Origin of the sequence: Natronorubrum thiooxidans (genome assembly GCF_900156475.1) — an archaeon.
In the GTDB taxonomy this organism is placed as follows: domain Archaea; phylum Halobacteriota; class Halobacteria; order Halobacteriales; family Natrialbaceae; genus Natronorubrum; species Natronorubrum thiooxidans.
Window position 1 is genome coordinate 518,865 of record NZ_FTNR01000001.1, and the last position, 19,958, is coordinate 538,822.

The 19,958-nt window shown below is 63.1% G+C and carries 17 protein-coding genes; 9 read left to right on the forward strand and 8 right to left on the reverse strand.

Annotated features, from left to right (window positions below; all coding sequences use genetic code 11):
• Positions 1-6: 6 nt before the first annotated feature.
• Positions 7-522, reverse strand: coding sequence for a type IV pilin domain-containing protein (locus BW940_RS02620; RefSeq protein WP_084776714.1), 516 nt, complete (start codon positions 520-522; stop codon positions 7-9).
• 108 nt (positions 523-630) lie between these two features.
• On the reverse strand, positions 631-1,824 hold the full coding sequence (locus BW940_RS02625; protein ID WP_076607613.1) for a DUF7096 domain-containing protein: 1,194 nt from the start codon (positions 1,822-1,824) through the stop codon (positions 631-633).
• Between the two features lie 213 nt (positions 1,825-2,037).
• On the opposite strand from BW940_RS02625, the gene BW940_RS02630 reads away from it, so the two are divergent.
• On the forward strand, positions 2,038-3,399 hold the full coding sequence (locus BW940_RS02630; RefSeq protein WP_084776715.1) for a helix-turn-helix transcriptional regulator: 1,362 nt from the start codon (positions 2,038-2,040) through the stop codon (positions 3,397-3,399).
• 71 nt (positions 3,400-3,470) lie between these two features.
• On the opposite strand, the gene BW940_RS02635 is transcribed toward BW940_RS02630, so the two are convergent.
• Positions 3,471-4,466: a radical SAM protein gene (locus tag BW940_RS02635; protein ID WP_076607615.1), complete on the reverse strand. Its 996-nt coding sequence runs from the start codon at positions 4,464-4,466 to the stop codon at positions 3,471-3,473.
• 125 nt (positions 4,467-4,591) lie between these two features.
• Between BW940_RS02635 and BW940_RS02640 the strand changes: the two genes are divergently transcribed.
• Positions 4,592-5,722: a DUF373 family protein gene (locus tag BW940_RS02640; protein ID WP_076607616.1), complete on the forward strand. Its 1,131-nt coding sequence runs from the start codon at positions 4,592-4,594 to the stop codon at positions 5,720-5,722.
• Positions 5,723-5,834: 112 nt separating this feature from the next.
• On the opposite strand, the gene BW940_RS02645 is transcribed toward BW940_RS02640, so the two are convergent.
• From BW940_RS02645 to BW940_RS02655, 3 genes are all read right to left on the reverse strand, one after another.
• Positions 5,835-6,677, reverse strand: a complete 843-nt coding sequence (locus tag BW940_RS02645) for a polyprenyl synthetase family protein (RefSeq protein WP_076607617.1) — start codon at positions 6,675-6,677, stop codon at positions 5,835-5,837.
• A gap of 254 nt (positions 6,678-6,931) precedes the next feature.
• The gene (locus BW940_RS02650; RefSeq protein ID WP_076607618.1) at positions 6,932-7,885 is read right to left on the reverse strand and encodes an electron transfer flavoprotein subunit alpha/FixB family protein; all 954 of its coding nucleotides are present in this window, start codon (positions 7,883-7,885) and stop codon (positions 6,932-6,934) included.
• Complete coding sequence (locus BW940_RS02655) at positions 7,882-8,673, reverse strand: electron transfer flavoprotein subunit beta/FixA family protein (RefSeq protein ID WP_076607715.1); 792 nt, start codon at positions 8,671-8,673, stop codon at positions 7,882-7,884. Before BW940_RS02655 ends, BW940_RS02650 begins: the two co-directional genes overlap by 4 nt.
• A 206-nt stretch (positions 8,674-8,879) precedes the next feature.
• Between BW940_RS02655 and BW940_RS02660 the strand changes: the two genes are divergently transcribed.
• From BW940_RS02660 to BW940_RS02685, 6 genes are all read left to right on the forward strand, one after another.
• Positions 8,880-9,362: a TRAM domain-containing protein gene (locus BW940_RS02660; RefSeq protein ID WP_076607619.1), complete on the forward strand. Its 483-nt coding sequence runs from the start codon at positions 8,880-8,882 to the stop codon at positions 9,360-9,362.
• Positions 9,363-9,584: 222 nt separating this feature from the next.
• On the forward strand, positions 9,585-10,577 hold the full coding sequence (locus BW940_RS02665) for an MBL fold metallo-hydrolase (protein ID WP_076607620.1): 993 nt from the start codon (positions 9,585-9,587) through the stop codon (positions 10,575-10,577).
• Between the two features lie 305 nt (positions 10,578-10,882).
• Entirely contained in the window at positions 10,883-11,341 is a 459-nt protein-coding gene (locus BW940_RS02670; protein ID WP_076607716.1) for a Tfx family DNA-binding protein, read from the forward strand.
• Positions 11,342-11,486: 145 nt separating this feature from the next.
• A complete protein-coding gene (locus BW940_RS02675; protein WP_076607621.1) occupies positions 11,487-12,149 on the forward strand; it encodes a hypothetical protein in 663 nt (220 codons plus the stop codon).
• Positions 12,150-12,284: 135 nt separating this feature from the next.
• Complete coding sequence (locus tag BW940_RS02680; protein ID WP_076607622.1) at positions 12,285-14,252, forward strand: bacterio-opsin activator domain-containing protein; 1,968 nt, start codon at positions 12,285-12,287, stop codon at positions 14,250-14,252.
• A gap of 92 nt (positions 14,253-14,344) precedes the next feature.
• A complete protein-coding gene (locus tag BW940_RS02685) occupies positions 14,345-15,247 on the forward strand; it encodes an HFX_2341 family transcriptional regulator (RefSeq protein ID WP_076607623.1) in 903 nt (300 codons plus the stop codon).
• Positions 15,248-15,464: 217 nt separating this feature from the next.
• Here BW940_RS02685 and BW940_RS02690 read toward each other — a convergent pair whose 3' ends face one another.
• Together BW940_RS02690 and BW940_RS02695 are read right to left on the reverse strand one after the other, a co-directional pair.
• Positions 15,465-16,517, reverse strand: a complete 1,053-nt coding sequence (locus tag BW940_RS02690; RefSeq protein WP_076607624.1) for a zinc-binding dehydrogenase — start codon at positions 16,515-16,517, stop codon at positions 15,465-15,467.
• Between the two features lie 58 nt (positions 16,518-16,575).
• Positions 16,576-19,176 carry an efflux RND transporter permease subunit gene (locus tag BW940_RS02695; RefSeq protein WP_076607625.1) on the reverse strand — a complete coding sequence of 867 codons (2,601 nt, stop codon included), beginning with the start codon at positions 19,174-19,176 and terminating at the stop codon, positions 16,576-16,578.
• A gap of 104 nt (positions 19,177-19,280) precedes the next feature.
• On the opposite strand from BW940_RS02695, the gene BW940_RS02700 reads away from it, so the two are divergent.
• Positions 19,281-19,946: a hypothetical protein gene (locus BW940_RS02700; protein WP_076607626.1), complete on the forward strand. Its 666-nt coding sequence runs from the start codon at positions 19,281-19,283 to the stop codon at positions 19,944-19,946.
• The last annotated feature ends 12 nt before the right edge of the window (positions 19,947-19,958 follow it).

Below are 19,958 nucleotides of genomic sequence, written 5' to 3' on the forward strand. Positions count from 1 at the left end.
TGACTCTTATTTCGCCGTCGTCTCGAGTGTAGCCACGCGAGTGCCGTCGACAGCAAGCGTGACGGTGACCGAATCACCGGTCTCGATCGGTGGCTCGTTCGTATCGGCGACGACGACGGTTCCACGCTCTCCAGCCCGCCATTCGGGATCGGTTGCCGAGTTGAACGGCCCGGTTGGTGTTCCATCGAACCCGCTTGCACCGACGAACGGCACGGGCGGCTGTTTCGTCAGTTCCTCGTCGTCGATCGCGACCGTCATCGACAGCTTCGTTACGTCGATCGGATCGCCGCCGATGTGTTCGACCGTGATCGCCGACGCCTCGCTGTCGACTGTGAGGTCGAACGCCGCGGTCGGCGCGCCCGCCTCGAGTGACAGCGCCCCGACGCCGACGGCGACGACGGCCACCAGTCCGACGGTAAGCACGAGTAACGCGACGAGGCCGACAACCGGGCTGATTCCGCGGCCCGCGCTCGGCTGCTCGCACGTCTCGAACGTCACGCTCTCATCCGGACGGTCAGTCACGCACTGCACTGGCTGCCTGTTCCAATATAAACGTCTGGCTCTGCCACCAGCGCTCGAGTCGCTCCTCGAACGGGCCCACTACTCGAGACCGACCGCAAAAACGCGTGATCAGTCGCCGACGGTGACGGTGGTACTGCTGTTTTCGGTCGTTACCGTCAGGTCGTACGATTCAGCCGGTGGTACGAACCAGATGGTCCCGTCACTATCGAGTTCGCCAACCCCGAACCCATCAACCGTGACCGTTGCCGTCTCGGGACTCTCGGTTTCGATATCGGTCACCGTGATCTTGGCCGGTCCGTTCGCCGGCGTCTCGTTGAGCGCGAGCCGGCGCTCGCCGTCCGTCCAGGTCGTTTCGGTCTCCGTCGGCAACGAGGTATACGTTAGGACCTGCACTTCACGGTGAACCTCTCCAGTTCCCCAATCGAGATATATATCGAATCGACCCTGATCATGTGAGACTCGAATCTGGTACAGTCTTGCTGCCGTATGTTGGTGAACCGCCTGTGAGCTGCCAGTTTCGAACACCCACGGGTACTGCTCGACAGCATACTCATAACCATCCCACATATCCTCGAAGCTATTTCCTAACCTAGTGTCGCGATTGTCGAATCTGGTCGTTTCACGGACGTAGTCATCGGTGAGAGTCGAGAGGGCATATCCGTTTTCGGACGTCTGGACGGTAACGACTGTTTCGTCTCCACCTTGAGCTGCCATCTGAAGGTGCGTTCGAACTGGTGTCTGCTGCATTTCGAGTCTGTTCTGCTCGTCCCGGACCTCGGAGTCAGGAATCTGATTTGTTCGATTCTTGAGTTCCTCGAGCGCGTCAGAGAGAACTGCTGCCTCGTTGTGGTTTCGAAGCAGAATCTGTAGCAGTTCCGTCGTCGAGAGGTCGCCTGCCGCGTGATCCTCCACGGCGTCTACTTCCCGCTGCTCGAGTTCGTCCGCGCGGTCCGTGATTCGATCGTACGCATCCGCAACCAGCGCTTCTCGTTTCGCTTCGCTCGCGTCCTCGAACTCGTGCTCGACGATCGTGTACTGGGCGTAATCCGTTCGCAACTCGTCGTCCGTCGCTGTGAGTACTATCCCAAGGTCGGGACCGTACGACACGGTGTCGCTTCGTACTTCACCCTCGAGCGGGAGGCGGGTGGTCGTCTCGTCGGCCGCCGAGTTGTCGGTCGTCCGATCCTGCTGCTCCGCCTGTAGCTGGGCTCGCGTCCCATCTCCGGGACCCGCTGCGACCGGAATCGCGACGAGTGAGAAGACGAGAAGCAACGCGAGGAGGGCAGAAGTCGCGCTGTTCATCGATCCACTGTATGAACTCTTGATACAAAAACTGGTCGCACTAGAACGTGGCGAAATACCAACCGTTTATGCCCGCATTATCGTTGTCTTCCGGTCCCTTCGTCCGGATTCGTGGCCTCGCTTTCGCTGCGGAGACGATTCACAACCGAGGGTAACGCTTTATTTTCCGATGGAAAGTGTTTTTTCCCCCGGGGGACCACCCTGTTGGTACGTATGCGGGTATCCACCGCCATTACACTCGCCCTCACAGCCCTCCTCACGACATCCCTCCTTGGGGCGGTGGCCGCCACACCGGCTGTAGCCGCTTCTGGGCCCGCCCAGACACAAGCGGACCCTGCCGGTGACCGGCCACTGATAGATCCGTCTTCTCCGACACATTCGCAGCTCTCGTCCACCACCGCGAATTTCGCAGCGACCCAACCCACACTCGAGGATACCGATCCGAAACAGGTGATTCGGATCACGATCAGCGAGACCGGTGACGCGACGTGGACGATCGAACGGTACGTCGTTTTGACTACTGACGACGACGAAGAAGCGTTTACCGAGTACGCTGATGCGGTGACGAGCGGGCAACGAGAGATTACCTACGACGCCGAGCAGTTCGAACCGTTCCGTCAGGACGCCCAACAGGCGACCGGCCGTGAGATGAGCCTCGAGAACGCGGGCTGGGACGAGCCACGTATCGTCTCACCCGAAGAGGCAGGCCTCGATGCACAGACCCTTCCTGAGACTGATGAGAATACGTCAGTCCGTGTCGGCGTCCTCGCCTACTCGGTGACCTGGACGAACTTCGCGACTGTCGACGAGGATCGGATCTACTTCGGTGACGTCTTCCAGACCGACAGCGGTGTGTGGCTCTCGTTGTCCGATGAGCAACGCCTCGTCATCGAATCACCCCCCGGCTACGCCCTCAGTGCGGAGGCGTCGACCACGCTCCAACGAGACGGCCCGTACCAGTTCAGCGAGGACGACCTCCAGATCATCTTTGTTCGCAGTGCTGGCGGTGGCAACGGTCTCGCTCCCACGGCTGCGGTGTCGAACTGGCTGATCGCTGGCATCGTGGGGCTCGTGTTCGTCGTCGGCGTCGGGAGCTATCTCCTCGCGCGCCGGCCACACATCGAACTGCCACCGCCGGTCGATCGGCTCTGCAAGCGTGTTGGTGCCCTCGGGGTCGTCCGTCGACTCCGTACACGCACGACCGATGAGACGCCCTCCCACGAGTCCATCACCGATACCGATGGGGGATCGCTCGAGGCACCTCCCGAAACCGGGACGAATCCGACCGACACAGCCCCAGCCGGCGGGGCCGGCACGCAACTCGAGTTTGACGAGGAGATCGACGATGGGATCGATCCCGAACTGCTGAGCGACGAGGAACGCGTCCTTCGACTGCTCAAACAGAACAGTGGCCGGATGAAACAGGGTTCGATCGTCTCGGAGACCGGCTGGTCGAACGCCAAGGTCTCGCAACTGCTCTCACAGATGGACGAGGGCGACGAGATCGAGAAGCTTCGAATCGGCCGTGAGAACCTCATCACACTCCCCGACATCGACCCGACCGAAATCGAGTAAGCAGTCGCTCGTCCCCCTCGAGAGGACAGCAAAAAGTCACTCGCTCGCTTTGCTCGCTCGTGGTCAGAACTTCACACCAACGGCGTTCGCTCGACGACCTGTCCGTCGTAGCTCGGATACTGCTCGACGATCTCCCCGTCCTCGAGGTCGCCTTCCTCGATCATTTCTTCGAGCAGCCACCAGGCGACTTCGACGTGGTTCGTTTTGACGGTGTAGAACTCCTCGGGGACGCCGAGGGCCTCGAAGTGTTCGGGGTCGGTGTACGTCTTGCCGTAGACGAGCGTGCCGTCGTCGGTCACGTCGTCGAACTCTCGGCGGACGTTGCGGGCCATCCGTTTCAGTCGGCGGCGATGCTGGGCCGCGTCTTTGAACACGGAGGTACAGAAGTAGACCTTCTCGTGGTCGCCCATTACATCGAGGATCCCCTCGCGGTCATTGTCGACGGCACTCATGTGGTCTTCTTTGAGTTCGTACCCTTCCTTTTGCATTCGGCGGTAGTTCCCGTCGCTCATCTCGAACTCGTTGACGTTACAAAACTCCGCAGCCCCCTCATCGAGGAACTCGAGGAACTCCGTTTCGGCGCGAATACCGGGGATTTCGAACGCGGGCGTCAGTCCTTCCTCACGGGCGATATACAGGATCTCTTCCCACTCGGTGCCGTGGAGGTCACCCCACTGCTCGAGTGGCGGGTGGAACCGAATCTCGTCGAGGCCGGCCTCGGAGAGCCGGCGCATGTTCTCGCGGCCGCCCGTGATGCCGGTGTAGAGGTGGGTGTGATGGTCCTCGCCGAACTCGTCTTTGAGCAGTTCGAGGTAGTGACAGGTGCGCTCGAGGGCTTCTTGGGGTTCGCCGCCGGTGATCGACGTGCCGAGTGCGTCCATCCGGTGGGCCTCCTCGAGGACGTCCGCGTCGGATTCGACCTGTCGTTCGTTGGCGTAGACGTCAGTGACGTTCTTTCGGTTCTCGCCAAGCGGGCAGTAAAAGCAGTCGCGCTGGTCACAGTAGCCGTAGACGAACAGCACCATCTTCCCACCTTTCGCACACTGCTCACAGCCCTTCGAGATCATTCAACGACGGTTAGTGGGCCGACTCACAAAAGCCGTGCGAAACGACCCGACCGGCCTCGAGCCTGCACGCCCGATTCTGTCGTCCCCAGAAGATGGAAATACCCTGCGCTCGAACGTGTGACCCAATGCTGTTGGTCCTCTGTGTCGATCTCGACGACGACCTCGGTCGGAAAACCGGCTTCTCGACCCCGGTTATCGGCCGAGAGTCGGCCGAATCGGCGGCCGTCGCACTCGCGACTGCGGATCCCGAGGACTCCGACGTCAACGTGATTTTTCAGGGCATACATATCTACGACAACCTCGACGAACGCGACGAGAGCGTCGAGGTCGCCGTCGTCACCGGCAACGACGACGGCGATGTCAACGCCAACCGTGAGGTCGGCGACGAGGTCGACACCGTCCTCGCGAGCCTCTCGACGGCCGAAGACGTCACGGCACTCGTGGTCACCGACGGCGCACAGGACGAATCCGTCATCCCGATTATTCGCTCGCGCGTGCCGATCGATGGCGTTCGCCGCGTCGTCGTTCGGCAGGCCCAGAACCTGGAATCGATGTACTACACGATCAAACAGGTGTTGAATGATCCCGAAACGCGCGGGACGGTGTTGATCCCGCTGGGAATCCTGCTGCTCATCTACCCGCTCGCGTTGGTCGGAGCCGTCCTCGAAATGCCAGGGTTCGTACTCGGGACGACATCCGCGCTGCTCGGCCTGTATCTCATCTCCCGTGGCCTCGGACTCGGCAACCGGCTCGATGATGCCGTCGAGCGCGCCCGCCGGTCGCTGTACGCCGGTCGGACGACCCTGCTTGCCTACGTCGTCGCCGCGACCTTGCTCGTCCTCGGCGGCGTCAGCGGGGTGAACGCCCTCGAGGCAGAACAGAACGCGACGGCTGGTGACGTCGGCGTGCCGGTCATGCTCGCTGCACTCGTCCACGGCTCGATCCAATGGCTTGCTGCGGCGGGCGTGACGACCAGCCTCGGCCAGATCACCGACGAGTATATCGCCGGCACGCTCGAGTGGCGCTACCTCAACGCCCCCTTTTACGTCCTCTCGATCGCCGTCGTCCTCTATGCAGTGAGCGCCTTCTTCCTCGGTGAGGTCGGGATCAGCTATCTGGCAGCGGCCCTGACGGCCGGCACGCTCTTGGGAATCGTGAGTACGCTCACGTTCGCCGTCGCCGAATCCAGACTCTCCGACTCGGGAGACGACGAGCAGGAACCGGAGGGAGAACCACGGCAACTGGACCGTGTGTGATCGCGGTCGCGCCGAAACTGACCGACAGCAGTCCGTATGAGTCGCAGTACGGGCCCACGCCACAGTGATTGCGCCGGAACGGACCTCGGATAACGGCGAGAACCGCGACGAGTTAGCGCTCGCGTTCGACGACGAACTCCGCGAGTTCGAGCAGATACGCTCTGGCCGCCGGATCGACGACCTCGATACGGTCTAAGGCGTCGATCGCTCGATCGGACTCGGCTCGAGCGCGGGCGTTGGCTTCGTCGGGGGTGAGATCGGTCACCTGGACGACCGACGGGCGCTCGAGGGCGGCGTCGTGGCCGGTCGGTTTGCCCAGTTCGTCGGCATCTGCGATCGCATCCAGGACGTCGTCTCTGATCTGGAAGGCGACACCGACTCGTTCGGCGTATTCTCCAAGGGCTTCGACGGTGACGGGGTCGGAGCCGGCAGCGATGGCCCCGAGTTCGGCGGCGGCCCGAAACAGCGCACCCGTCTTGCGTCGGGCCAGCGTCATATACTCCGCTTCGTTTGCTGGCTTTGCCGAAAGTTCGGTCGCCTCGCCGATCCCGAGTTCGACCATCGATTCAGCGACGACCTGCATGGCATCCGGGTCGGCCGAAAAGAGGGCAAACGCCTCGCCGAGTAGCCCATCGCTCGAGACGATCGCTGGGCCGTAGCCGAACTCGGCCCACGCGCTGGTCGTTCCGCGACGCAGTTCCGAGCGGTCGATAATATCGTCGATCACGAGCGATGCGCTATGGACGAGTTCGATGCCGACACCGAAATCGACTGCCTCCTCGGCTGTCCCGCCGACGGTTTCACAAGCTAACAGCGTCACCATCGGTCGGACGCGCTTGCCGCCCGACAGCGCCGTGTGGCGTACCTCCTCTCTGAGCGTATCCGGCTCGAGGCCGTCGATCACCTCGACGAGACGCGCTTCGATCAGCGCCCGACGACGCTCCAGACGTTCCATTGCCAGCGCTTAGGACGGGGGTAAAAAGTAGGTGACGGATCACAAGCCAGGTTTTCCACTCGAGGTCGTGATGTTCACTCTCGTGTGAAAATCCGCCCGTCGAGCGTAACGCGCTCGCTGCGCGTCTCACTGTCGTCCCAAACCGAGCAAAAAGGCCCGAATCCAGTCACAGTCAGTTCGACCCACACAGCTCGCGGGTCGTTCCTTCCCGCTCGCGTTTCCGAGAGTGGGGCCTGCGCAGGGCGCGCGCTCGCTTACTGGAACTCTTCGGTCAGCGCCGGGACGACGTCGAAGAGGTCGTCGTGGATCGCGTAATCGGCGATGTCCATGATGGGCGCATTGGGGTCCGTGTTGATCGCGACGATCGTATCGGAGCCTTTCATGCCAGCGACGTGCTGGACGGCACCCGAAATACCGATGGCGATGTAGACGTCAGGTGTGACGACCTTCCCGGACTGGCCGACCTGCCGGTTCTTCGGCAGCCAGCCGTTGTCGACGATCGGGCGCGACGAGGAGACTGTTGCGTCGAGTGCCTCAGCGAGTTCCTCGATGATCGGGATGTTGTCCTCCTCTTCGATCCCACGGCCAACAGAGACAAGCACGTCCGCCTCGCTGATGTCGACGTCGCCGCCGCCGACTTCCTCGAAGCCGGTGACGGTCGAGCCGATCGCGTCCTCGTCGATCTCGGCGTCGAAGGCCTCGATGGCAGCGTCGCCCGTGCCCTCGGCCTGCGGCCACTCGGCACTTCGGATCGTGACGACGGCTTCACCCTCGAGTTCGTTTGTCGTCTCGACTTTGCCGCCGTACATTTCGCGGGTGGCGATCAGCGTCTCGCCGTCGGTCTCGAGACCGATCGTGTCGGTGACGATCGGGAGGTCGAGTTCGTTGGCGACGGCGGGTGCGTAGTCGAGCCCGTTGACGCTGTTCGGTGCGAGGACGTACTGTGGCGCGAGTTCGTCGTAGAGCTGCGTGATCGTCTGCGTGTAGACGTCGTGGTTGAACTCCTCGCCGTAGTCGACGGTGTGGATGGCGTCGACGCCTTCACGATCGAGTTTCTCCGCGAACTCGTCGACAGTGCCGCTGATCACGGCGAGATGGAGGTCGCCGCCGGTTTCGTCGGCCAGCTCTCGTCCGGCAGTGATGATCTCGTAGCTCACATCGCGCAGTTCGCCGCGGCGGTGGTCAGTAACTGCAAGGACGTCCGTCATTGTGTCACCCCCTTCTCGCGAAGCAGGTCACCGAGCTCCGATGCGGTCTCGTCGGCACTGCCCTCCCAGATCGTCGCGTCGCTCTCGCTCTCGGGTTCGTACATCTCAGTCAGCTCGAGTTGGGCTTCGATCGCGCTCTCGTCGATGCCGATGTCGGCGAGGGCCTGGACGTCAAGCTCTTTGCGCTGGGCCTGTCGAATGCCACGCAGGCTCGCATAGCGTGGCTCGTTGATCCCCGTCTGGATCGTCAGGACCGCTGGCAGGTCGATCTCGGTCAGCTCCTCGACACCGCCCTCCAGTTCGCGTCGTACCGAGGCGACGCCGTCCTCGAGGTCGTGCTCGAGAGAGTTGACGACGGCTCCCCACTGTGCACCGATCTCTTCGGCCAGCGAGACGCCAGTCGCGCCGAAGCTGTCGTCACCAGCTTGGACCCCCGTCAGTACGAGGTCTGGATCCTCCGCCTCGACGACGGCGCTCAGGATCTCCGTCTTCGCGTTGACGTCGAGTAAGTCGACGCCTTCGAGTGCGTCGTCCCAGACGCGGACAGCGCGGTCGGCACCTTTCGCGAGGGCCTGTCGGATGGTCTGTTCGCACTCTTCCGGCCCGATTGTGACCGTGACGACTTCGTCCGCGAGTCCGGCCTCCTGGAGCTGAACTGCCTCTTCGACGGCGTAATCGTCCCACTCGTTGAGGTCGGCACCGAGGTACTGGGATGCGATTTCAGTCCCCTCGATCTCGAACTCGTCTTCGACGGTCGCGACTTCTTTGACCGTAACGAGGATTTTCATCATCTATCACTGCTACGTCCGTGCCGTAAACCTTTTCGAAACGGCCCGTCAGGTGATCGCCGTTCATTTACCAACAGTTACCGATCGCGCCAACCAACATTACGTCTCCTCTCACATGGCCGAGAGATGCTACCAGCGTTTTTGGCTACTCCGAATTCGATCCCCAAGACGGAAACGGTTTAACGACGCCACTGGTAGTACGCCGTATGGCAGACTGTCCACTTTCCGACGACTGTCCGAGCTTTTCTGAACGGATCTCTGGAATGGGGTGTAGCCACTACGGGGATCGGGGTGGCAAGGAGTGGTGCAATCATTACAGCCAGCCGATCGAGGACCTCAAAACCCAACCGGTCAAATCGGGTCAGGAGGTCGTTATCGACGTCGTCGACATGCACGAAAGCGGAGCCGGCGTCGGTCGAACTGAGGATGGCTTTATCGTCATGGTCGACGGCGTGCTGCCGGAGGCCCGTGCTCGCGTCGAAATCACACGAGTCCACAGCAATCACGCACGCGCGAAAGAACTCGAGTTGCTGCCGATGGACCCCGACGAGGAAGCCGATGCCGATGAAACGGACGCCGACGATACCACGGCTGCTGCGGACGCCGATACGGACGAATCCAACGACGAAGACACGAAAGAAGATCGCCGCGAACGGCTCGGGAGCCGCGATAACTTCTGGGGCTCGTAATCGTCGCCCTCGAGTGCGTTCCACTGAGTGGACAGTCACCGGAACACGCTCGACGCCGTGCCGCGTTTTTGCCAATAAGACGTACGTATCAGTCACAGCAACTGTAGCCTGATCGATGGCTGCTCGCCGTCGTCCGCGTTGTGTGGGCTCTTCGAGGCTAATCACTGCCAACTGCTCGCGATTCTCACAACAGTTTTCACGTTCTCCGTGTGTCATACTGGCATGGAACGAATATCCCTGTCGAACTCCGCGTTCGAGGGCAACAACAACACGTACCTCTTTACCGACGGGCCGGAGACGGTCCTGATCGATACCGGCGACTGGATGGCAACGACGCGCGAGCAACTCGAGGCCGCGTTCGACGAGCGCGATCTCGAGTTTGCGGACATCGATCGCATCTTTCTCACACACTGGCACGGCGACCACACGGGGCTGGCAGGCGAATTACAGGCCGCAAGCGGTGCCGAGGTGTACGCGCATGCTGCCGATGCGCCGCTCATCGAGGGCGACGAGGACGCGTGGGCGGATCTATCCGACCGCCAGGAACGATACTTCGAGCAGTGGGGGATGCCCGAATCCAAACGGGACGTCCTCCGGGAGGTGCTGGCTGGCGGGAAGCCGACGGGCGAGTCACCGACGGTGACGACGTTCGAAGATGGCGAGACGTTTACCATCAACGGACACGACCTCGAGGTCGTCCACACCTCGGGACACGCTGCGGGGCTCTGTATGTTCGAACTCACACGAGCTGGCCGCCGTGAGGTCGTTTCTGGGGACGCGTTACTTCCAGTCTATACGCCGAACGTCGGCGGCGCGGATATCCGTGTGGAGCGGCCACTCGAGAAATACCTGCGGGCGCTGCAGGGGATCGTCGACGCCGACTACGCTCGAGCGTGGCCGGGCCATCGCGATCCGATCGACGATCCGGCCGCACGCGCCCAGTACATCATCGACCACCACGAGGAACGGTCGTGGCGGGTGCTCGATGCTCTCGATCGGAAGGGGCCCTGTGACACCTGGACGGTCAGCGACGACCTGTTCGGCGACCTCGAGAGCATTCACATTCTCCACGGTCCCGGCGAGTCCTACGCCCACCTGGAACACGTAGAGCGGGCTGGCACCGTCGTCAGAGAGGGCACCGAGTACCGGCTGGCCGACGGCGTCGCCGACGAACTCGCCGCGAGCGACGAGGAGCGGTGGCCACTCGAGTACTGATCGTCCCGGACACGCCGCGCTCAGTATGGACGCTGGCGGACTCGACCGTGCCTTCGACAGTCGCTTGCGGTCGGTGTGCGACCTTCGACGCTGTCGGCAGGCAGAGATGCTGGTTCCGTTCTCGCCGGCGACGTCACGGCTGTGCTGGCGGTTGCAGCCACGATTCCGCTGAGTGAAGAGTCACGCTGCCGGTACAGTCTAGCCATCCGGAGAACAGATCGGGGAAGCTTTGATGCCGTCGCCGTCTTACTATTCAATATGTATGCACGCGAGAGCCGGGGGTACCGAGAGTGGGGGCGATCACCGTGATCGACGAGGTCGAGGCACTCCTCGAGGATATCGGGTTCGAGCCGGAGACGAGCGTGCTGACCCACCGGCAGGCGCAGGTGCTCGCGTTACGCGAACGCGGCATTTCACAGGCCGATATTGCCGATGCACTCGGAACGTCACGAGCGAACGTCTCATCGGTCGAATCGAGCGCCAGAGAGAACTTATCGAAAGCTCGTGAGACGGTCGCCTTCGCGGAAGCGCTCCGGGCACCGGTTCGCGTCCGGGTGCCGACGGGAACCGACCTCTATGACGTGCCACAGCTCGTTTACGAGGCCTGTGACGAACAGGGCGTCAAGGTCGATCACACCGCGCCGGATCTCATGAAAGCCGTCAGCGACGCTGCCGGCCCCGCAGTCTCGGGACGCGAGATTTCGACGCCGCTGATCGTCGGCGTCACTGCCGAGGGGATGGTTCGCGTCCGCCACCAGGAGTGAGACGAGTTGCTGTCCGTCTGCGTCGCTCCTCGAGGATGCGAGCGACGCCCGTCGACGAACGGCTGGTCGAACCGGTTGACTGATCGTCGGGAAACAGTATCGCGGACCGACAGACCGAAACGAATCCGTCTCGTATCGAGGGGTAATGCCGTCCGATCTGCCGGAGTCGTTGGCCGCGTCGTGGCGTCCGCTTGGAACGCGAACGGGGACGATGAACGTCCTCATCCTCTCGATTACTGCAGAGACGACGCTGTACGAACCCATCGATCGCGCCGACCAACTGGCAGCAGTCAGTGCCAGCGAGATTCCGGTTCGCTCGCTGTTTGCCGTCGATCTCTCGTTTTCGCCACCACTGCCGAACGTCGGCATTCCACCATCGTCGGTGTTCTCTCAGGCAGCCCCCAAAGCCAAACGGCAGTTCATCGAGACGATCGAGGACGAGGGGCTGGTCATCGACGGCACGCGAAACAGCCTCGAGTTCGAAGCAGCAAACGGGGAGTCGGGTGTCTGGTACGTCATCGACGCGGGCTACCCCGTCGACCCTGACCTGTTGGGTGTCGAACTCGACGCGATCGATGCCGAGGTCCACGTCGCCGTCTGGCCGACCGAGACGAGCTACGGGATGGCGGGAGGCACGGTGCCACTCGAGAGCGTCGCCGACGTCGCCGGCGAGACGGGAGCGGAGCTCGACAACCTGCTGTCCGCCCCGGAGGTCGACCCGGAACGCGACCGCGAGACGATCGCGGAACTGGTCCGGACGATCGCCCTCGAGACCGACGCCGAGCCCGACACCGAAACCGACGAGTGACGATTGGCCGCGGCGATCGCTGGCCCCCGATATCGATCCGGTCGATTGTGACCACCAGTTTACGGAGCACGGTGCTGATGCGCCAAAAACCGTGTCAACCGCTATATTTTTGCGACTGGGTCACACGCGACAGATATGGGAGACGAGCGGCGATCGATCGAGGCCGATTCCAGGCGAGAGGATGACTCGAGTGTCGACCTCGAGGCCGCGTTCGATCGGATCGCCGATGGGATCTACACCCTCGATGCCGAGGGACGGTGTACGGCCGTCAACGACCGTGCGAGGGCGCTGTTCGGACAGGAGACCGGGACTGTCGCGGCTACAGCGGCGGAGCCACCGATCGACACGATTCGGGCGCTCTTTGGGAACGCCCACGAACGCGCCCTCGAGTCCCAACAGCCGATCACGGTCGAACGGTTCCACGACGCGGCCGACGACTGGCTCGAGGCGCGGTGTTATCCGGACGAGACGGGCGTCACCGTCGTCGTTCGGGAGATCACCGAGCGCAAGGAGCGAGAGCAAACGCTCGCGGACGGGAACAGACGGCTGCGATCGATCTTCGAGAACGCACACGATGCGATCCTCGTCGGTGACACAGACGAAATCGTCGCTGCCAACCCGGCCGCAAGCGAGTTGCTCGGCGTCGACCGGTCGGAACTGCACGGCCGCTCGCTCGAGGAGTTTATTCACGACGACTATGACGTTGAGTCGGCCTGGGCGGCACTCCTCGAGCAGGGACGGCTCCATGGGTCGTTCTCGCTGGCTCGGCCCGACGGCACCGACCGAATCGTCGAGTACAACGCCGTCGCCGACGTCTTGCCCGGGACCCATCTCTCCATCCTCCGAGACGTCACCAACAGTCGCCGGCGTAAACGCCAACTCGAGCGCCAGCGTGAACGGCTGACGGCGCTCGATCACGTCAACAGCGTCGTCCGCGAGATCAACGACGCGATCGTCAACGGCTCGAACAGAACGCATCTCGAGCGGGTGACCTGCGAGTCGCTGGCCGACTCGCCGTCGTATGAGTTCGCCTTTATTGCGGACGTCGATACCAGATCGAAACGGATCACACACAGTGTCGAGGCGGGGATCGACGACTACGTCGAGACGATTCCGCTATCGACGGACGCCAACGACCCCGCCGGCCGCGGGCCGGCCGGAACTGCCATCCGAACGGGAACGATGCAGGTGTCGACCGATGTCTTCGAAGACCCGTCGTTCGAACCCTGGCGCGACGATGCCCGCGAGCACGGCTACAACTCGGCGGCTGCGATCCCGATCATCCACGACGACGTCTTATACGGCGTCCTCGGTGTGACGAGTGCCCGTCGGAACGCGTTCACCAACGAGGAACGGGACGTCATCGGCCAACTCGGTGACGTCCTGGGACACGCGATTGCCGCCCTCGAGCGCCGGCGTGTCCTCCTGGGCGACGAACTGATCGAACTCGAACTCGTCATCGACGACGCCGTCGCGCTCTTCGACGGCCCCTCGATGACGGGCCACTCCGTCTGGTTCGACCGCGTCATCCGAATCGACGAAAAGCAGTATCTCGAGTACGGGACGACGGCCTCCGAGACAGTGCCGATGGTCGAAGCACTCGTCGCATGTATCCCACACTGGGAGCAGCTATCCGTCCTCGACGAGTCAGCCGCCGAGGTGACCTTCGAGTTGACCATCAGCTCACCGCCAATGGTCGGCGTCATCGACGCCTACGGCGGCTACGTCGAGGCGGCAGCCATCCACGACGGCGACTACACCGTGACGACCCACTTCCCGACCGGAACGGACGTTCGAAGCCTCGTCGACGACCTCACCGACGTCTATCCCGGGACGCGAACGGTCGCCCGCCGACAGGTCACGCCCTCGAGGGAGTCGGTCGAGCAGCTTCGAAACCGTCTGGCTGCGACGTTGACCGACCGCCAGCGAACAGCCCTCGAGACGGCCTACTACAGCGGCTACTTCGAGTGGCCCCGCAACAGTTCCGGCGAGGAGGTTGCCGAGACGATGGGCGTGGCCCCCGCAACGTTTCACGAGCATTTCCGGGCGGCCCAGCGAAAACTCCTCACGGCAATCCTCGATGAACCGGAGACAGTCCGCTAGGAGATGACCGACGATCCCTGACTGGCGGGACCGTGACTCACGCCGCTCCTAACGTGGCGGGATTGATTACGGCGTCGCACCACGTATCGCGTATGCAAACCCACATCGTCCCGGTCGGGTTCGATTACGACCGGCTGATCGCCCCATTGGTTCGCGATCAGATCGACGTCGATAGCGTCATTTTGCTCGAGGGAGCCGTCGGCAGCGAGGCCAACGTCGAGTACTCCCGCCGGCTCTCGAAGAAACTCGAGACGGACTTTCGAAATCTGTTAGGGGCGAGTACGGAACGGTTCGTGCTGGCCGACGTCTATGACTACGACGCCGCCTTCGAGCAGGCCTACGAACTCATCACCGCGGAACTCGACGCCGGCAACGAGGTCTGGGTCAACGTCGCGGCGATGCCCCGCACGGTCAGTTTCGCCTTCGCCAACGCCGCCCACTCGCTGATGGTCGAACGTCAAGACGACCGCGAACATATCCACACCTACTACACCGCCCCCGAGAAGTACCTCGAGACGGAACTCGCCGAGGAACTGCGCGCACAGATCACGCTGCTCGAGAAACTCGACGGAGCCGACGACCTCGAGGACGACCGGGTCGACGATCGCCTCGAGAGCGCACGGGAGTTACTCGCCGAGTTCGACGAACGCGGGACGACCATCGGCGCGAAGGAGATCGACGGCAAACACATCGTCGAGCTCCCGGTGGCCTCGTTTTCGAACGTCAAACCCTTCGAGGAACTCATTCTCTACAAACTCGGCGAGGACGGCGAGTTCGCCTCCGTCTCAGAACTGGCAGAGGCGCTCGCCCGCGAGTTGAACGAGGAGTACACCGACAGCTTTCGCTCGAAGGTTATCTACAACGTCGACCGACTCGGCCCCGGCGGCAAAGGCTACATCGAACGCGAAGAACACGGGAAATCCTACCGAACGCGTCTCTCCCGGATCGGCGAGTTGTGGGTCCGGGCCCACTCCGATAGCGGCCTCAAGCAGTAACGGGTCAGAAGAGCACGGTTTTTTACCTCGGGTTGCACGTATCGTCGTCGGTCGCTCGGTGGCCGCGAGCCTCGTCGCCGAAGGGCTGTTGATTCCGGGGGAGTGACACACCAGAACTGACGACGCGGTCGGAGGGGCATACGCATTACTGTACGTCGGTGCCGGCAACCGCGAACCGTCCTGCGGTTGCGCCGGGACGTTGGTACAGGGGGCCGTCTCACTCGAAGTGGATGAGCGGCTTGATGATCCCGTCTTTTTTCTTGTCCATCAGTTCGAACGCCGCTTCGATCTCGTCGAACTCGAACTCATGAGTCGTCATCTCGGTCGGATCGACCCGGTCGGTCTCCAGCAGTCGAAGCAGTCGTTCGATACGGAGCCGACCACCCGGACAGAGGTCGGTGACGATGTCGATCTCGGCCATCCCGACGCCCCACTCCTCTCGAGGGATGTGACGGAACTCGCCCTCGCCGTGGTAGCCGACGTTCGAGACGGTCCCGCCAGGCTTGACGGCCTTGATGCAGTCCTGAAAGGTCTGATCGGTTCCGAGCGCTTCGATGGCGGCGTCGACGCCCTCGCCGTCGGTGTGGTCCATGATCGTCTCGATCGGATCGACCTCCTGAAAATCGACGACATGGTCAGCACCGTAGGTTTGGGCGAGTTCCTGACGCTTGTCGACCGTTTCGACGGCGATGATCTCGCCAGCACCCTGTAATTCGGCCCCCTTCGTCGCCATCAGCCCGACCGGTCCCTGGGCGAAGACGGCGACGGTTCCACCGATCGGAATGTCGGCGTTTTCGGCCGCGGCGAACCCGGTCGACATCATGTCCGTCGTGTACAGTGCTTCGTGATCGCTGACGTCGTCTGGAATGTGTGCCAGGTTCCCGTCGGCGTCGTTGACGTGGGCGTACTCAGCGAACGTCCCGTCTTTGACGTTCGCGAACTTCCAGCCGCCGAGTGCCCCGTTCGACTGTGAAGAATGGCCGTCCTGTGCGGCTTTCGAGTTCCAGTCAGGCGTGATCGCGCCGACAGCGACGCGGTCGCCGGGCTCGAAGTCGCTCACCGAGTCGCCGACCTCCTCGACGACGCCGACAACCTCGTGGCCCAGCGTGAGGTTCTCGCGGTCGCCGATCGCCCCGTGGACGGTGTGGCAGTCCGAGGTGCAGATCAGCCCCTTCGTGGGCTTGAGGATTGCGTCCGCCGGTCCCGGCTCCGGCGGCTCCTTCTCCGTAATTCCCGTCTCGCCGATCCCATCCATGACAAATGCATTCATGCTCATCGTGTGCTATCTCGCGACACCGCCGACCAGCAAAAAGGTTTCAGCGACTAACTCACGCACCAACGCGCTCGAGCACGCGCTCGCGCAACACGAGCAGACACGGCAGGACGGTGAGACAGGCGATGAACGCGAAGATAATGCTCAGGCCCGTCACCAGTCCAAAGCGCTGGAGCGGTGGTGCGAGCGCCAGCGCAAGGACGCCGAAGCCGGCTGCCGTCGTCGCCGCGCTGCCGAGCAACGCCCCGCCGGTGCCGGTGATCGTCGCCGCCAGCGCGTCCTCGAGTGAGTCTCGCTCGTCTTTCTCGTCGATGAACCGCTCGCCGACGTGGATGCTGTAGTCGACGCCGAGGCCGATCGCGAGGCTCGTGATTACTGCCGTCTCGCTATTGAACGGCAGATCGAGGAGCGCCATCGTTCCCAGCAGCCACGCGAGCGCCACGACGACGGGTGCAAGCGTAATCGCGCCGAGCGAGAGTGCCCGGTGGCGGACCCAGTAAAGAATCGTCAGGAAGACCAGGATGACCACCAGTGTGATGACGAATGCCTGGACGAGCGTCTCGAGGAGGGCGTCCTGGACGACAGCCGTCGTCACGGGTCCGCCGGTTGCGACTGCCGTGACGACGCCGCTGTTGCTGATCGTGGCCGCCACGTCGCGGGTGTCGTCGGCGACGGTCTGTGCGGCGGCGTCGCCTTGCACACTGACGAGCAGCCGTGCCGACTCGTACGCGCCGTCGTCGCCACGGTAGAGAACCTCCGACGCGCGGTCCGGATCGACGTCGAACAGCACGTCGTAGAAGCCAGCGACGTCCTCGTCCGGCAGCCCGTCGTCGTTCGTATCACGCGCCTCGAGGGCGGCAGCGACGGTTTCGTTCTCGGCTGCGAGTTCACGGATCACCGTCGGCGGGCCGTCGATCGCAGCCTGCCCGCCCGGTCGGACGACGATCGTTCCGTCGCTGTCGACGTCGCGGGTCGCCTCGTCCATCGCGACGAGTGCGTCCGGATCGGTGACGTCCCCGCGTATCAGGACCTGTGTCTGACTCCCCTCGCCGCGGTCAGCGAAGTTCGCGCCGAGGTATGCAGCGTCGTCGCTGATCGTGTAGGTGCCGGGTGCGAGCGGTCCGGGGAGGGATTTCGCCCACTCTGGAGCGTCCTCAGGGAGGAAATCCGCCTGATTGAACTCCGTATCGATGCCCGTCGCCCCGTAGGCCCCGCCAACGGCCAAGAGAAGCGCGACGATCACGATTGCGACCGGCGCGCGACGGGCCAGCGTAACGAACTGTGAGAGCGCGCGGTTGACGACGCTGGTTCCCGTCCCAAACGGCGGTTTCGCTCGATTGCGGCCGAATCGGCTCTCGAGGACGTCATCGACAGTCACCTTGAGTGCGGGCACGAGGACGGCGAAGGCGACGAACGTCGCGAGAATCCCACCGGCGCTCAAGATCGCGAAGTCCTGAATCGCCGGCAACGGGCTGACAACGTTCGAGAGGAAGCCGACACCCGTCGAGACGGTCGCCGCAGCGAGTGCGAGCACGACGCCCGTCAGCCCGAGTGTCATCCCAGCCCGTGCGCCGATGATCGATCCACCGCCCGCCGTCCCACCGTCGCTCGCTGCCTTCGCCTGCATCTCGTGTGAGGCCTCGAGTTCGCCGGCTCTGGCCTCCCGGTAGCGCATCACAACGTGGAGTGCGTAGTCGATGCTCAGCCCGATCAACAAGAAGGGGACGGCGATCAACAGCTGACTCGAGGGAATCTCGAGCCAGCCCTGGATGCCCGCGAGCCACGCCATCACGACGGCGATGCCGAACAGTCCGATGAGGACGTCGACGACGTCCCGGTAGGTGATCGCGAGCACCCCGAGGACGAGCACGAGCGCGACGGGCGTGATGATCGCAAAGCTGTCACCGACCGCGCTCGCGGACGCCGCGTCGGTAATTCCCTGCCCAAAGACGAACGCGTCGTCGAACCGCTCGTCCACGCGGTCAGCGATTTCGACTTGTGCGTCGTAGGCCGCCTGCGGGTCCTCGTCGGGACCGCTGTCGTCGACCTGGAAGACGAACGTGATCCGTGACTCAGCCTCGGTCGAGCCCGGCTCGTAGCTCGTCGGCAGGAACTCGTAGGCGTCCTCGCCACCCTGTTCAGCGTCGGGATCGAGGACGCTTTCGAGTAGCGCCTCGACTTCTGCGTCGTCGCGCGCTTCGAGCGCTGCGATCTGTTCCTCGAGGGTCGGCTCGCTCGTGTCCGGCGGGCCCCCAGCAGCGGCTCGATCTTCGAACACGGCGGCCGTCCCGACGATGTTTTCGAGGCCGACGAAGCCGTCATCCTCGAGCGTCGCGTTCAACTCGTCGTCGTCGCGGATCTCCTGTTGGAGGCGCAACCCTTCGAGTAATGATTCGCGCGTGAGGACATCCCCGCCCTCGTCGCGGACGACGAGCTGGGCGACGACCCCGTCGTCGGTCCCGTAGGTCGCATCGATCTCCTCGAGGGCCGCGGTTTCCTCGGAGTCGGTCTCGAACTGGCCGATCTCGCCATCCTCGCTCTCGCCGATCGCCACGCCGGCGGCGACGACGCCAGTGAGCAACAAGACGAGCACGACGACGAGCCGACTGTGTGAGACGATCGCGTTCGCATATCGGGCAGCGATTCGCCCGCTCATTGCCGCCCCCACTGATCAGGAAACGAATGCATTGGGATCCATTCGAACCGGGAGAGTCATATCAGTTCGGATGGTATCCGGTGTCGTATAATCGATATCCGATTATGAACACCGAAACTGACCGCGAACGCGGCGTGTTGAGTCCCGCGGATCGGGCCTACCTGCTCGGCGACCGGGAGATGAGCCACGAGCAGTCAAAACGCAACGCAGAGGCGCGCATCCGTCGCCGGATTCACGCGGCGATGCTCGATTTCGATCTGCTCTTGCACACCCTCCCGGAGAAGGATCGCAAACAGCTCTTCGAGCGGACGACGACCGACGAGGAGTTTCTCGACGGCCTTCGAGCAGCAGTCGCCTTTCTCTACCTCGGCACCGAAACGTACGGCGTCGACTTCGAGGACGTACTCGAGCCAGCGATCCGAAGCTCCGAGGAGTATCTCGCGGCGACCGACCGCGCGGCGAACGTTTCGGTCGACGTCACCTTCGACGTCGAGACGACCGTCGAATCCTCGCTCGAGGGGGTCGCCACACGGCTGGACGCGGGTGAGCCGGTGACGCCGAGAGAGCTGTTTTCGCTCGTCATGCACGGTGAGTACGACACGCGCGACCACGAACGAATCCGACTCGTCGGCACTGACGACGAGCAGACGGCCGACGGCTTCCTCGAGCGACTGGCGTCGTATCTCGGCGGCGACCTCGACCAGACCAGCGACTCGCAGGCGGTTATTCGACTTGACGCGGCGACCGGCAACAGAGACGACGACTACTGATCGACTACGGAC

Excerpts from the sequence above, each read along its gene's own strand:
- BW940_RS02625 (WP_076607613.1), bottom strand. The coding sequence starts at position 1,824 with ATGAACAGCGCGACTTCTGCCCTCCTCGCGTTGCTTCTCGTCTTCTCA.
- BW940_RS02630 (WP_084776715.1), top strand. The coding sequence starts at position 2,038 with ATGCGGGTATCCACCGCCATTACACTCGCCCTCACAGCCCTCCTCACG.
- BW940_RS02635 (WP_076607615.1), bottom strand. The coding sequence starts at position 4,466 with ATGATCTCGAAGGGCTGTGAGCAGTGTGCGAAAGGTGGGAAGATGGTG.
- BW940_RS02640 (WP_076607616.1), top strand. The coding sequence starts at position 4,592 with ATGCTGTTGGTCCTCTGTGTCGATCTCGACGACGACCTCGGTCGGAAA.
- BW940_RS02645 (WP_076607617.1), bottom strand. The coding sequence starts at position 6,677 with ATGGAACGTCTGGAGCGTCGTCGGGCGCTGATCGAAGCGCGTCTCGTC.
- BW940_RS02650 (WP_076607618.1), bottom strand. The coding sequence starts at position 7,885 with ATGACGGACGTCCTTGCAGTTACTGACCACCGCCGCGGCGAACTGCGC.
- BW940_RS02655 (WP_076607715.1), bottom strand. The coding sequence starts at position 8,673 with ATGAAAATCCTCGTTACGGTCAAAGAAGTCGCGACCGTCGAAGACGAG.
- BW940_RS02660 (WP_076607619.1), top strand. The coding sequence starts at position 8,880 with ATGGCAGACTGTCCACTTTCCGACGACTGTCCGAGCTTTTCTGAACGG.
- BW940_RS02665 (WP_076607620.1), top strand. The coding sequence starts at position 9,585 with ATGGAACGAATATCCCTGTCGAACTCCGCGTTCGAGGGCAACAACAAC.
- BW940_RS02675 (WP_076607621.1), top strand. The coding sequence starts at position 11,487 with ATGCCGTCCGATCTGCCGGAGTCGTTGGCCGCGTCGTGGCGTCCGCTT.
- BW940_RS02680 (WP_076607622.1), top strand. The coding sequence starts at position 12,285 with ATGGGAGACGAGCGGCGATCGATCGAGGCCGATTCCAGGCGAGAGGAT.
- BW940_RS02685 (WP_076607623.1), top strand. The coding sequence starts at position 14,345 with ATGCAAACCCACATCGTCCCGGTCGGGTTCGATTACGACCGGCTGATC.
- BW940_RS02690 (WP_076607624.1), bottom strand. The coding sequence starts at position 16,517 with ATGAATGCATTTGTCATGGATGGGATCGGCGAGACGGGAATTACGGAG.
- BW940_RS02695 (WP_076607625.1), bottom strand. The coding sequence starts at position 19,176 with ATGAGCGGGCGAATCGCTGCCCGATATGCGAACGCGATCGTCTCACAC.
- BW940_RS02700 (WP_076607626.1), top strand. The coding sequence starts at position 19,281 with ATGAACACCGAAACTGACCGCGAACGCGGCGTGTTGAGTCCCGCGGAT.